The sequence below is a fragment of the Arthrobacter sp. SLBN-112 genome, assembly GCF_006715225.1.
Taxonomy (GTDB): Bacteria; Actinomycetota; Actinomycetes; order Actinomycetales; family Micrococcaceae; genus Arthrobacter.
Genome location: NZ_VFMU01000001.1, coordinates 2,318,521 through 2,330,892 on the forward strand (window position 1 = coordinate 2,318,521; position 12,372 = coordinate 2,330,892).

Here is a 12,372-nt window from a genome sequence, read left to right on the forward strand (position 1 = left end):
TGCCATCCACGGGAAATGCGCGGGTACCGGGGGCCACAAAAATGGCGCAGGTTGGACGTCAAAAGCGCCGTCCTCCTTTGCGGAGTCCGGCGCTTTTGCTGAATTATTTATGTGCTGCGGCTACACCCGGCGGCCGCTGCGGTTGGTGACTGCTCCGTAGATCAGGAGAACGATGATGGAGCCGAGGATGGCCAGCAGCCAGGTCCTGAGATCGAAGAATTCGGCCAGCCCACCGCCAAAGATGAGCGATCCGATCCAGCCGCCCAGGATGGCCCCGACGACGCCGAGGACCAAGGTCACTACCCAGCCGCCGCCTTGGCGACCCGGCAGGATGGCCTTTGCAATGGCTCCAGCAATCAGGCCCAAAATGAGAAATCCGATAATGCCCATGTTGCCACTCCTTGTCAGTAAGTTGTGCCGGGCCCCCATTTCCGGTTCCATCATTCAATCAGCAGGCTTACTACTGTGCAAGACTTTGAATATCACAGGATGACTATCAGTTTCGCGGCAGGAATGCGGATCTTTTATCCAGGAGACCCAATAGAACGGTGTCTGCCAATAGAAGAGTGGCCGCTCATGGAGCAGTGCCCGCCGATAGGATGGCAAGTCCCGGATCAGACCAAGGAGCGCAGGCATGCCCCGCCAGACCGCCAGGCCACGTGCCATCTTTCTCGACATCGACGGAACCTACGCCGACCACGGGCTCGCTCCTGCAGCGCATGTGGACGCGGTGCGGACTGCCCGGAAACTCGGACACTTGGTCTTTGTCTGTACCGGCCGCCCGCTGTCCATGGTCCCCGCGCACATCCTGGAGGCGGGGTTTGACGGCACCATTACGGGGGCCGGTGCCCGCGTGGAGGTCAACGGGGAGATCCTGAAGGACGCCCGTTTTGAACCGGACCTGGCGGCACGCATTGTGGAGGTCCTGGATGCGCACCACGCTGCCTACATCCTGGAAGCCCCGGAGGCCCTGCACGGCCGGATCGGGGTGGACCGGCGGCTGAGGGAGGTGCTGGGCCCCGTCTTCGCCGGCCGTCCACAGCACGACGGAGTCCTCAGTACAGACGTGGATCCGCTCGAGGACATCCTGGGACCGATGCAGTACAGCGATGACCTCCGAGGCACCTCCTACGCCAAGGTCTCCTGCTTCGATTCACCCGTACCGTTGACCCACCTGATGGAATCCTTCGGCCCGGACGTGGGACTGATCCCCAGCTCCCTCTCGGCGCTGGGTGACCGCGCGGGCGAGATCTTCATGGCCGGCACCCACAAGGCGGTGGGCATCCGGGCGGTGGAAGCCCGGCTTGGCCTGGACAGGGCGGACATCATTGCCATCGGCGACAGCGCCAACGATATTGAAATGCTTGAGTACGCTGCTGTCGGCATCGCCGTGGAGGGCGGCCATCCCGCCGTTCTTGCCGTGGCGGACAGGATCACCGCCCCGCCTGCGGGTAACGGCGTCGCGCTGGCCTTCGCCGAACTCGGGCTCCTGGGCTGAACCAGGCTGGATTGGAGCGCCGGGTGGGCCTCAGCCCACCGCCGGAACCGTGACCGGGGCCCGGGCGGGGGTGCCAAGGCCCCGCACGGCCCAGCCTTCTTCCTGCCACGCCGCTGCATCCAGCACGTTCCGCGCATCCAGGACCACCCGCCGTCGTACCTGCTGGCCGGCGACCGCAGGACAGAGCTGCCGGTACTCGTCCCATTCGGTGAGGAGCAACACCAGTTCGGCTCCCTGGAGCGCCTTCCCTGTGGACACCTCGAAGCGGAGGCGCGGGTAGCGGCGCCAGGCAAGGTTCACCGCTTTGGGGTCCGTGACCGTGATGTGGGCCCCGGCAGCTGCCAGCCGGTCCGCCACGTCCAGTGCAGGGGAATCCCTGATGTCATCCGTATCGGGCTTGAAGGAGGCGCCCAGTACGGTGATCGAGCGCCCGGCCAACGACCCGCCGCACAACTCCGTGGCGAGGCTGACCGTGCGCTCACGCTGGCCGAGGTTGACCCCATCAACCAGGCGCATCCAGTCCTGCACCGCGGGCAGGCCGAGTGTGGCCGCCTGGGCGCGGAAGCTGCGGATGTCCTTTGGCAGGCAGCCGCCGCCAAAGCCCAGGCCCGCGTGCAGATACCGGCCGCCGATCCTCGGGTCCAGCCCCATTGCCTCGCTGAGCTCCGTCACGTCCGCGCCCGCAGCATCGCACAGCCCGGCCACGGCATTGATGAAGCTGATCTTGGTGGCCAGGTACGCATTCGCGGCCGACTTGATGAGCTCTGCCGTGGCAAAGCTGCAGACCAGGCGGGGGATCCCGGCTGCCAGCAGGGGTTCATAGACCGCATCCAGCGCTGCCGCCACCCCCAGCGGCGCACCTGTTGCCGTGTTGAAGGCAGAAGGCCGGCCGCCCTCCACGCCATAGACCAGCCGGTCCGGCACCAGCGAGTCCTTGACGGCGGTGCCCTGCCGCAGGAACTCGGGGTTCCAGCCCAGCAGCACGTCGGGGCGCGGCGCCAGGATGCCTCGGAGCATGTCCACCGTTCCAACGGGCACGGTGGATTTGCCCACGACGACGGCGCCCGCAGCCAGGTGCGGCAGCAGGGTTTCGAGGGCGGAGACCAGGAACGTGAGGTCGGCGGCGTCGGACGTTTTGTCCTGCGGCGTCCCAACGCAGAGGAAATGCACCTGGGCGTCCCTGGCATCCGCTGGATCGCTGGCGAACCTCAGTCTCCCGGTGCCGTGGCCGTCCCGGAGGAGTTCGTCCAGCCCGGGTTCATGGAATGGCGCTACCCCCTGGGCCAGGTGCTGTACCTTCCCGGGATCAACATCGATGCCCACCACCTCGTGGCCCATTGATGCAAGGGTTGCCGCGTGGACGGCGCCCAGGTAGCCGCACCCGATTACTGAAATCCTCATGACGCTGCTCCTGCTCTGGACGTCTTCCGCGGGAACGTCGGAACCGCCGCGATGGCGTCCCGGTAGTGCTGCACCAGTTCGGTGCACAGCGCAGGCCAGGTCCGGTCCTGTACCGAGGCGTGGGCGGCGGCCGCGAACGCCCGGCGCTTGGCGTCGTCGCCCAGCAAGTCCTGCACCCTTGCGTGCATGGCGGACAGGTCGCCCGGTTCGTAAAGCCATCCGGTCCGCGAATTCTCCACCAGGTCCAACGGCCCGCCACGCCCCGTCGCCACCACCGGAACACCCGATGCCATGGCCTCCTGGATGGTCTGGCAGAAAGTCTCGAGCTCGCCGGGATGGACGAACAGGTCAAAGGAAGCCACCGCCCGCGCCAGCTCCTCGCCACCGAGGAACCCGGTGAAGACCGCGCGGGGGAGTGCTGCCTCCAGGGCTATGCGCTGCGGTCCGTCGCCCACGATCACCAGCCGGGTATTGGGCATCCCGGCCAGTGTGGCCAGGTCCTCCACCTGCTTTTCCACCGCCAGCCTGCCCACGTAGCCGATGATCCGTTCGCCGTTGGCGGCCACCCCGGCCCGCCACCCGTCGTCGCGCTTTTCCGGCGAAAACCGGGCGGTGTCCACACCGCGCCGCCACATCCGTACCCGAGGGATACCCCGGCCGCGCAACTGGTTCAGCGCGAACGTGGAGGGCGCCAGGGTGCGCGTTGCCAGTAAGTGGATGTTCTCCACCCGGTTCCAGGCCCAGTTTTCCAGGAAGGGCACACCGTACCGGGCGGCGTAGCTGGGGACCTCGGTCTGGTAGACCGCCACGGTGGGAATCCCCAGTTGGCTGGCCGCTTGGGCCGCGCGCCAGCCCAGCACGAACGGCGAGGCCAGATGCACCACGTCGGGCGCGTACTCGGCAAGGATTCGCTTGACCCGGTACACCCCTCCCAACGCCACCCGCACGTTCGCATAGCCCGCCAGCGGAACCGCCGGGAGCCTGTGGACCGCGGCGCCTTTGACCTGGGCTGCCTCCCCGTCGTGGGCGGAAGGTGCTATGACCAGGACCTCGTCGCCCCGGTCCTGGAGATGGTCCAGGACCCGCAGGATGGAGTGGGTGACACCGTTCATCAACGGCAAAAAAGATTCGGCAACAATTGCGATCCGCACCCCTCAACCGTGGGCGCCTTCCTTGAAATGGCGGGGGAGAAAGCGTTACCCGAAGGAAAAGGCCGGATGAACAACTGCCCCTGAGTTTCCAATTATTTAGTAAGTAGGCTTGGCATCTGATGCTAAGCATGCTTACGGTAGTAGGGCAGTCAGCGCAAAGCCTCAAGCAGCCGGGGCGGAAGCCAGGTGTCGGGGACAACCCGCGCCAGGACATCCATTGCTGGCAGACCCAGTGCAAAGACACATCCAAGGAGAGTCATGCTCAACAGGGAAAATCTTGAAAACCTGCTCACCAAGGGCGGCAACGTCGTCGGTTCCGATGGCACCAAGATCGGTTCGATCGGACAGCTGTACGCAGACGACGACACGGGTGAGCCCACATGGGTCACGGTCAAGACCGGCCTTTTCGGAACTTCGGAGTCATTCATTCCGGTTGAGGGCGCCCACCACCAGGGCGACGACCTGGTGGTCCCGTACACCAAGGAACACGTCAAGGATGCCCCCCGCGTGGACGCAGACGGTCACCTCACCCCCGAGGAAGAGGACCGGCTTTACACGTACTACGACCGTGGCGCACGGACCTACACCGAGGCCCGCACCGGCACCGACACCGACAGGGATGTTGACCTGCAGGGTGACGCCGACCTGAACGCCGGCACCCCCACGGCAGGCATCACATCCGATCGCGACACGTATGACCGGGACACCTCAGCCCGGGGAGCGGTTGGCCACGACACCTCCGGCCCCACCACGGACGACGCCATGACCCGGTCCGAGGAAAAGCTGCACGTGGGCAAGGAGCGCGAGGCCACCGGCCGCGCACGTTTGCGCAAGTACGTCACCACCGAGAACGTCACCAAGACCATCCCGGTGGAGCGCGAAGAAGTCCGGATCGAGCGCGAACCCATCACCGACGCAAACCGCGGTGCCGCGTTCGACGGACCTGACATCAGCGAGGAAGAGCACGAAGTGGTCCTCCACGAGGAGCGCCCCGTCGTTGAGAAGGAAGCTGTTCCGGTGGAGCGGGTCCGGCTGGACAAGGACGTTGTTCGCGACGACGTCACGGTCAACGAGGAAGTCCGCAAGGAGAACATCGAAACAGACGGCGATCACCGCCGCTAACCGGCGTGGGGCTTCGGCCCCCGTTCCGCGGGCAGGCTGGTTGGACCAGCAGCCCTGACACGGTAAACGGCGCCGGGAGCCACCTTGGGGGCTCCCGGCGCCGCAGTCGTTTAAAATGCTGGTGCAGCCACGCCGAGGGCGGTGACTGCACCAGCCAGTAGGACGAATATCTTCAGAACTTACGGTTCATCTTTCATTCGCGGCTCCTGTTTTCCCGGTTTACGGAATCCGGGTTTTTGGCTGGCCCTGGGTCAGAGGCGGCGGCCAGCAGAAATCGCAGTACGCCCTCGGTGGGGCCTCTGGTGTTGGTTGCTACCAATTTTACGGCGGGGCTTGGGAAAAAGCGCCGGCCTGCGGGCCATTTGATTGTTCATCCATGGCCACGTGGAGCCTGTCGTTCGCGGGCAGAGCGGACCCGGCGTGACACCATGGAACACGATGAAACTGCGCGCTGACCAGACCGGAGACCGTGGCCTTCCTATGCCGTTGTGGCTGCAGGGTGCCCTTGAAACGGCGCAGGCAGCCATCATTTCGGCCCTGGTGGTGGTGGCGCCCATCGTGGCTGTCTGGGCCACTGCCGGTTTCCAGAACGGGCAATTCGATGTCCTGGCGCGGCTGGCCGGCCAGTCCTGGCTCCTGGTCCACGGCGTGCCCCTGGAGTTGGCAGGAGCGGGACCCGATGCGGCCTCGCACGGGGGAACCGGTGTCCTGAGCCTGATTCCGCTGGGCCTGACCCTGATTCCGTTCCTCCTGGCTTGGCGTGCAGGCCGCCGGTTGGCCCGGGCCTCCTACACAGACCAGCTGTGGCAGGCGCTTTTGGGGTCATGGGTGGTTTACGGGGCGTTCGGTGCTGCCACCGGTTTCGTCTGCCGCAATGCCGACGTCGTCATCAACCTTTGGTACGCCCTGCTGGTTCCGCTGGTTCCGTACGGGCTCGGCATGGTGATCGGGGCCCGCAGGGAGGCAGGCTCCTGGAGCCGGCTCATCGGCGTCGATGCCGTGGACTGGATTTCGCGCGCCAGCCAGCATTCCCGTTGGGCGGGTTCGTACTTTGCATCCGCGGCCAAGGCAGGGTTCGTGGCCGTGATGTCCGCGCTTGCCCTGGCCGCCTCGCTGCTGGCAGTTGACCTGTTCATCCACTGGAACCTTGTGGTGTCCGTCTACGAAGCGCTCGACGCCGGCCCGGTAGGAGGTGCCGCCCTCACCATCGCGCAGCTCGGCTTCCTGCCCAACCTTGTGGTCTTCGCCCTCGCATGGACGTCCGGCGCCGGCTTCGCCATGGGTGCCGGTTCCCAGGTGGGTCCACTCGGCACCGCCGTTGGGCCGCTTCCGTCCGTCCCCGTCCTGGCGGCCATCCCGTCGGGGCCGCTGGACTACGCCTTGGTGGCCATGATCGTCCCGGTGCTGGCTGGCGTCATGGCGGGCTGGTGGTTCCTGCGGGAGGGGGAAAACCATTTTGACGAGTGGCTGGCCATCAAGATCCACGCCCGCTGGTTCACCGCATCTGTCTCCACCCTGGTGCTTGGCGTGCTGGCCGGCCTGGCCGCGGGGCTGCTGACCTTGTGCCTGGCCTGGCTTGCCGGGGGATCAGCCGGCGTGGGCCGCCTGACCGCCATCGGACCCGACCCGCTGTGGACGGGATTGTGGGTGGCCGCCGAGGTGGCTGCCGGCGTCGTGATTGGCTATGCGGCCGGACCATGGCTTGAACGCGAGAAGACCGCGCCGGTGGAACAGGACGCCGAACTGGTGCACTAGGGTTGGGCCGGATCAGCGCACCTTGGTGGGCAGGACATCCTGGAACTGCACCATGCAAGCGTGGGTGGCCCGGTCCGTCAGGGCGCGGCCAAGGCAGGCCTGGTACTCCCGCACCTGGTCAAAGAGGACCATGGTGGTGACAATCAGCAGCACCATGACGGCCGCAACCACCAGGCCCGAGATGGTGCCGAAGAGAACCAGTTTGGATTCCTTCAGCCGGAATGCCCGCACCAGCAGGACAATTCCCAGGACCAGGCTCGCGGCCGTGAGCACCGTGGTCAGCCACAGGTAGCCCACATCCAGCTGGTACACGAAGAACGCGCCGAGCACCGAAACCACGAACATCCGGAACAGGGTATGGGTCTTGGCGAGGGACGCTTTTGCCGCCTCGCTGAGCGGGGGCCTGACCCGCTGCTGCCCGCTCCGGCCCGGTTCGCTGTTCATGTTTTCCAGCGTACGCGAGCCTGCACCTAAGCTGGACCAATGCGTATCGTCGTCCTCGTTTCCGGCACCGGGTCCAATCTCCAGGCAGTTATCGACGCCGTCAAAGCGGGCGAACTCCCGGTGGAGATCGCGGCGGTGGGCGCGGACCGCGAAGGAACGTACGGCGTCGAACGGTCAGCTGCGGCCGGCATCCCCACGTTCGTGGTGGACTTCAAGGCCTACCCGGACCGCGCCGACTGGAATGCCGCGCTGACCGAGGCCGTGGCCGCCTATAAACCGGACGTGGTGGTGTCCTCCGGATTCATGCGGATCGTCAGCCCAAGTTTCATCGACGCGTTCAACGGCAGGTACCTGAACACGCACCCTGCGCTGCTGCCGGCATTCCCCGGTGCCCACGGCGTACGGGACGCGATGGCATACGGGGTGAAGGTCACGGGCTGCACCGTCCACTGGGCAGACGCAGGCGTGGACACGGGGCCCATCATCGCCCAGGAAGCCGTGGCCATCCAGGACGCGGACACCGAGGAGTCCCTGCACGAGCGCATCAAGGTGGTGGAGCGCCGGCTCCTGGTCTCCACCCTGGCCGCCCTCGCCGCCGACCCCTCGTTCTCCGCCGCCTAGCTCCCACTCCGCCACCCTCCCCTCCCTTCCCTTCCCCCAACTAGGTAGCAGCAGATGTCGGAATAGAGGCGCAAACGGACATCTGCTGCTACCCAGTTGGGGGCGGAGGACGCTCCTGTGGATAACTTCAGCAGCTCCGCCAGGAAATTTGCCACCATGGGCCATGAGAACTCCGCGGCCTATGCCGGACGTACTTCCTTCCGGCGCCTTCACCTTCCAGGAAGCGGCCGACGCCGGGATTACAGTCGGACGGCTGCGGCACCATTCGCTGGCCACACCGAGCAGGGGGATAAGGCAGCCGCTGCACCCTCCGCTTCCTGAGCTGGAGTCGGTGGTCCGGCCGTTGACACTGGTCACCGAGTTCAGTGCTGCCTCTCATGCGACAGCCTTCACCTTGTGGTCCTTCCCGGGGTTCCTGCCGGGGAAAGGCGACCCAGTCACCCACATCTCCAGGCCGGACACCATGGCGATCCCGCGCCGCGGCGGAGTCCGGGGGCACCGCGGCCAGTTCTTTGCGGATGAGGTCGTGACTCATAACGGACTCCTGATCACTTCGCGGGTAAGGACGTGGTTGGACTGTTCTCGCAAGATGAGCATCGAAGAATTGACGGTTGTGGCCGACCACCTCCTGCGGATCCCGCGGCCGGAGTTCGAGGGCAGGTCCGAGCCGTACGCCACGATGGAGGACCTGGAGGAAATGCTGGACCGGCACAAGGGGACACCCGGAATCAGGAAGGCACGGGTTGCCCTGGAGCGGGCGCGGGTGGGCTCGGATTCCGCGCAGGAAACCAAACTGCGGCTTGCCTTGGAGGACGCGAGCCTGCCCGAACCCCTACTGAACGTGCGCACGCTCCTGGGGGCCGGCGTCGTACGCCAGCCCGACCTGAGCTATCCGGAACGGAAAGTGGCGGTGGAGTATGACGGCGAGGGACACTCGGAGGCAGGACAGGTTGTTCGTGATATTGCCCGCGATGAGGATTTTTCCCGGGCAGGCTGGCTCCTTGTAAGGATTTCGAAGCGGCATATGGAGCGCGACGCACGGCCCGCTGTCGGAAAAGTCCATTCGGCACTGCTCAGCCGCGGCTGGTCGCCCAACTGGGTAGCAGCAGATGTCGGAATACGGGCCTAAAACGACATCTGCTGCTACCCAGTTGGGAGGGGCGGGTCAGTCGAGGCGCCGCTGGCGGGTTTCGGGGGAGAAGAACGCCATCCACAGAACAGATGCCAGCACCAGGGCTCCCGCCAGCGCAAACGACGTGGCCAGCCCGAGCTCGGGCCAGAAGTAGTTCGCGAAGATCAACGGGCCAAAGCCTGCGCCGAGGCGCGAGAACGTGGACGCCCAGCCGAACCCGGTGCCCCGCAGTTCCGTGGGATACAGCTCGGACACGTAGGCGTAGAGCACGGGGATGGCCACCTGCACCACGAACCCGAACACCAGCAGCCAGAACACGGCGGCCGTGGGGATGTCCACCACGAACGCCACGATCACCAGGGTCAGCGCGGACAGCGGACCGGTGATGGCGAGAATCCACTTCCTGCCAACGCGCTCCACCAGGAGTGCTGCCACCACCACGCCAAGGAATCCGACGGCGGCCATGGAGGCTGTGGTGACGAAGGCCTTGTACTCCGCGAAGCCCGCGCCGATCAGGATGCGGGGCATCCAGGTCAGGGACAGGTAGTACACCAGCAGGATGCTGAAGAACAGCGACCAGGCCGCGGCGGTGATCTTCCAGTTGAACTGCCATACTGAGCGCAGTTGGGTCCAGGCGCTGCCGGCGGAGAGCCTCGGGACGTCCCTGGCGTCGGGAAGGCTGTACGCCCGTGGTTCCGCACCGGTTGCCTCCACCAGTCCGTCGATGATCCGGGCTGCTTCCTCGCGCCGGCCTTTTCGGATGAGGAACAGCGGGGATTCGGGCACGCTGCGCCGGACCCAGAAGACCAGCAGGGCGGGCAGGACCATCACCAGCATGGTCAGGCGCCAGTCACCGTAGAGGGCCACCAGCCCGGCGGAGACAAAACCTGCCAGGGCAGCGCCGATGGGCCACCAGCCATCCATGGCCGTCAGCACTCTGCCGCGCTGCTTCCGGGGGGTGAACTCACCCACCAGGGCGTAGTCCACCGGAATGCAGCCGCCCAGGCCGAATCCTGCCATGAGCCGGAAGACGCAGAACCAGGCAAAGTCGGGGGCGAACGCGCCGAACACCGTGAACACGGAGAACAGCAGGAGAGTGGCTGTGAAGGCCTTCTTGCGTCCCACCGTGTCCGCGATGGTTCCCCAGATGAAGGCGCCCAGCGCCATGCCGATAAGGTTGGCCGTGCCCACCCAGGCCGCCTCCCCTGCGGAGAGCGACCAGTGTTTGGACAGCAGTGGAATCAGGATGCCGTTCAGGGTCACATCCCAGGCATCGAACATGAAGCCGAGGCCCCCGATCAGGAAGATCCTGCCCTGGACTTTCCATCGCCAGGGCAGTTCCTGGACCACCTGTTCGCCGCTTGGCACAGTGGTGTAAGTATTCATCGCCGCCTCCTGTCCAAAACTTTAGCCCGGCCCCACCCCGTTCACACTCCGGGGGCCACGCCGGGCAACCGCGGCCTTCGCGATAAACTGGCCCTATCCCCACCAACCGCGGCCCTGTACCGCGAGATAAGACGGAGACATTTGTGAGCTTCACGCAGCATGAGCGCGTATCCATTGACCGTGTACCCATCCGCCGGGCCCTGATCTCGGTTTACGACAAAACCGGTCTGGAGGAGCTCGCCCAGGGCCTGCACGCAGCGGGCGTGAAGCTCGTCTCCACCGGGTCCACGGCCAAGAAGATCGCCGCAGCGGGCATCCCCGTGCAGGAGGTGGAAGAGGTCACCGGTTCGCCCGAGATGCTGGACGGCCGCGTTAAGACACTGCACCCGCGCGTGCACGGCGGCATCCTGGCGGACCGGCGCGTCCCTGCCCACATGGAAACCCTTGCCAGCATGGACATCGAGGCCTTCGACCTGGTTGTGGTGAACCTTTACCCGTTCGTGGAGACCGTCAAGTCCGGTGCCGCGCAGGACGACGTTGTGGAACAGATCGACATTGGAGGCCCTGCCATGGTGCGGTCGGCCGCCAAGAACCACGCCGCCGTCGCCATCGTGATGGACCCGTCCTTCTACGGCCAGGTGGTGGAAGCTGCCGCCGCCGGCGGCTTCGACCTGAAGACCCGCCGGCGCCTTGCCGCCAGGGCCTTCGCGCACACCGCTGCCTACGACAACGCTGTGGCCACCTGGACTGCCAGCCAGTTCCTGGATGAGGACGGCGACGGCGTCATCGACTGGCCCGCCTACGCCGGCCTGTCCCTCGAACGTTCGGAAGTCCTGCGCTACGGCGAGAACCCGCACCAGCAGGCTGCGCTGTATGTGGACAAGGCCGCGCCAATGGGCATCGCCCAGGCGGACCAGCTGCACGGCAAGGCCATGAGCTACAACAACTTCGTGGACGCCGATGCAGCCCTGCGGGCTGCCTATGACTTCAGCGAACCCGCCGTCGCCATCATCAAGCACGCCAACCCCTGCGGTGTGGCGGTGGGCTCCAAGGATGCCGCGGACCCCATCGCCGACGCCCACGCCAAGGCGCACGCCTGCGATCCCGTCTCCGCGTTCGGTGGCGTCATCGCCGCAAACCGTACCGTCACCGCCGGCATGGCCAACACGGTCAAGGACATCTTCACCGAAGTTGTCATCGCCCCCGGCTTTGAACCTGAAGCCGTGGAGATCCTCTCCAAGAAGAAGAACATCCGCCTGCTCTCCCTCCCCGAGGGCTACGGTCGCTACCCCACGGAGTTCCGCCAGGTTTCCGGCGGGATGCTGGTCCAGGTTGCGGACAAGGTCGACGCCGACGGCGACAACCCGGCCAACTGGACCCTTGCCGCCGGCGAGGCCGCGGACGATAAGACCCTCGCGGACCTCGCTTTCGCCTGGACCGCCTGCCGGGCCGCCAAGTCCAACGCCATCCTCCTCGCCCAGGACGGCGCGGCGGTGGGTATTGGCATGGGCCAGGTCAACCGCCTTGATTCCTGCCGGCTGGCCGTGGAGCGGGCCAACACGCTGGGCGTCACGGTGGAGTCCGACGTCGAAGGTGCCGGCGGTGCCTCGAACGCCAGCGGTGCCGGCGCACCGCAGCGGGCCCGCGGTGCCGTGGCAGCCTCCGACGCGTTCTTCCCGTTCGCCGACGGCCTGCAGATCCTGATCGACGCCGGCGTCCGCGCCGTCGTGCAGCCCGGCGGATCCGTCCGCGACGAAGAGGTGATCGCGGCAGCGAACGCGGCCGGCATCACCATGTACTTCACCGGAGCGCGGCACTTCTTCCACTAAGCCCCACCCTTTGCTCCCCACCGGTTCCCTAGC

Annotated in this window: 11 protein-coding genes; 6 read left to right on the forward strand and 5 right to left on the reverse strand. The window is 66.1% G+C overall.

Going from position 1 to position 12,372, the window contains the following annotated elements; all coding sequences use genetic code 11:
• Positions 1 to 120: 120 nt before the first annotated feature.
• On the reverse strand, positions 121 to 390 hold the full coding sequence (locus FBY33_RS10840) for a GlsB/YeaQ/YmgE family stress response membrane protein (protein WP_056332502.1): 270 nt from the start codon (positions 388 to 390) through the stop codon (positions 121 to 123).
• 244 nt (positions 391 to 634) lie between these two features.
• Between FBY33_RS10840 and FBY33_RS10845 the strand changes: the two genes are divergently transcribed.
• Positions 635 to 1,498 carry an HAD hydrolase family protein gene (locus FBY33_RS10845; protein WP_142030565.1) on the forward strand — a complete coding sequence of 288 codons (864 nt, stop codon included), beginning with the start codon at positions 635 to 637 and terminating at the stop codon, positions 1,496 to 1,498.
• Positions 1,499 to 1,528: 30 nt separating this feature from the next.
• Here the strand turns inward: FBY33_RS10845 and FBY33_RS10850 are convergent, their stop codons facing one another.
• Together FBY33_RS10850 and FBY33_RS10855 are read right to left on the reverse strand one after the other, a co-directional pair.
• Positions 1,529 to 2,899: a UDP-glucose dehydrogenase family protein gene (locus FBY33_RS10850; RefSeq protein WP_142030566.1), complete on the reverse strand. Its 1,371-nt coding sequence runs from the start codon at positions 2,897 to 2,899 to the stop codon at positions 1,529 to 1,531.
• Positions 2,896 to 4,050, reverse strand: a complete 1,155-nt coding sequence (locus FBY33_RS10855; RefSeq protein WP_200831361.1) for a glycosyltransferase family 4 protein — start codon at positions 4,048 to 4,050, stop codon at positions 2,896 to 2,898. Before FBY33_RS10855 ends, FBY33_RS10850 begins: the two co-directional genes overlap by 4 nt.
• A gap of 258 nt (positions 4,051 to 4,308) precedes the next feature.
• Here FBY33_RS10855 and FBY33_RS10860 point away from each other — a divergent pair, with 258 nt between their 5' ends.
• Together FBY33_RS10860 and FBY33_RS10865 are read left to right on the forward strand one after the other, a co-directional pair.
• Complete coding sequence (locus FBY33_RS10860; protein WP_142030568.1) at positions 4,309 to 5,172, forward strand: DUF2382 domain-containing protein; 864 nt, start codon at positions 4,309 to 4,311, stop codon at positions 5,170 to 5,172.
• Positions 5,173 to 5,610: 438 nt separating this feature from the next.
• The gene (locus FBY33_RS10865) at positions 5,611 to 6,927 is read left to right on the forward strand and encodes a cell division protein PerM (RefSeq protein WP_142030569.1); all 1,317 of its coding nucleotides are present in this window, start codon (positions 5,611 to 5,613) and stop codon (positions 6,925 to 6,927) included.
• Between the two features lie 12 nt (positions 6,928 to 6,939).
• On the opposite strand, the gene FBY33_RS10870 is transcribed toward FBY33_RS10865, so the two are convergent.
• A complete protein-coding gene (locus FBY33_RS10870) occupies positions 6,940 to 7,371 on the reverse strand; it encodes a hypothetical protein (RefSeq protein WP_142030570.1) in 432 nt (143 codons plus the stop codon).
• Positions 7,372 to 7,410: 39 nt separating this feature from the next.
• Between FBY33_RS10870 and purN the strand changes: the two genes are divergently transcribed.
• Both purN and FBY33_RS20695 read left to right on the forward strand, forming a co-directional pair.
• A complete protein-coding gene (purN, locus tag FBY33_RS10875) occupies positions 7,411 to 7,992 on the forward strand; it encodes a phosphoribosylglycinamide formyltransferase (RefSeq protein ID WP_142030571.1) in 582 nt (193 codons plus the stop codon).
• A gap of 589 nt (positions 7,993 to 8,581) precedes the next feature.
• Positions 8,582 to 9,121: an endonuclease domain-containing protein gene (locus tag FBY33_RS20695; RefSeq protein WP_235010540.1), complete on the forward strand. Its 540-nt coding sequence runs from the start codon at positions 8,582 to 8,584 to the stop codon at positions 9,119 to 9,121.
• 36 nt (positions 9,122 to 9,157) lie between these two features.
• Here the strand turns inward: FBY33_RS20695 and FBY33_RS10885 are convergent, their stop codons facing one another.
• Entirely contained in the window at positions 9,158 to 10,510 is a 1,353-nt protein-coding gene (locus FBY33_RS10885; RefSeq protein ID WP_142030573.1) for an MFS transporter, read from the reverse strand.
• Between the two features lie 143 nt (positions 10,511 to 10,653).
• Between FBY33_RS10885 and purH the strand changes: the two genes are divergently transcribed.
• A complete protein-coding gene (gene purH / locus FBY33_RS10890; protein ID WP_142030574.1) occupies positions 10,654 to 12,339 on the forward strand; it encodes a bifunctional phosphoribosylaminoimidazolecarboxamide formyltransferase/IMP cyclohydrolase in 1,686 nt (561 codons plus the stop codon).
• Positions 12,340 to 12,372 lie beyond the last annotated feature (33 nt).

Coding starts and splice junctions, on each gene's coding strand:
- FBY33_RS10870 (WP_142030570.1), bottom strand. CDS start 7,371: ATGAACAGCGAACCGGGCCGGAGCGGGCAGCAGCGGGTCAGGCCCCCG.
- FBY33_RS20695 (WP_235010540.1), top strand. CDS start 8,582: ATGAGCATCGAAGAATTGACGGTTGTGGCCGACCACCTCCTGCGGATC.
- FBY33_RS10865 (WP_142030569.1), top strand. CDS start 5,611: ATGAAACTGCGCGCTGACCAGACCGGAGACCGTGGCCTTCCTATGCCG.
- FBY33_RS10840 (WP_056332502.1), bottom strand. CDS start 390: ATGGGCATTATCGGATTTCTCATTTTGGGCCTGATTGCTGGAGCCATT.
- FBY33_RS10860 (WP_142030568.1), top strand. CDS start 4,309: ATGCTCAACAGGGAAAATCTTGAAAACCTGCTCACCAAGGGCGGCAAC.
- FBY33_RS10845 (WP_142030565.1), top strand. CDS start 635: ATGCCCCGCCAGACCGCCAGGCCACGTGCCATCTTTCTCGACATCGAC.
- FBY33_RS10885 (WP_142030573.1), bottom strand. CDS start 10,510: ATGAATACTTACACCACTGTGCCAAGCGGCGAACAGGTGGTCCAGGAA.
- FBY33_RS10850 (WP_142030566.1), bottom strand. CDS start 2,899: ATGAGGATTTCAGTAATCGGGTGCGGCTACCTGGGCGCCGTCCACGCG.
- purN (WP_142030571.1), top strand. CDS start 7,411: ATGCGTATCGTCGTCCTCGTTTCCGGCACCGGGTCCAATCTCCAGGCA.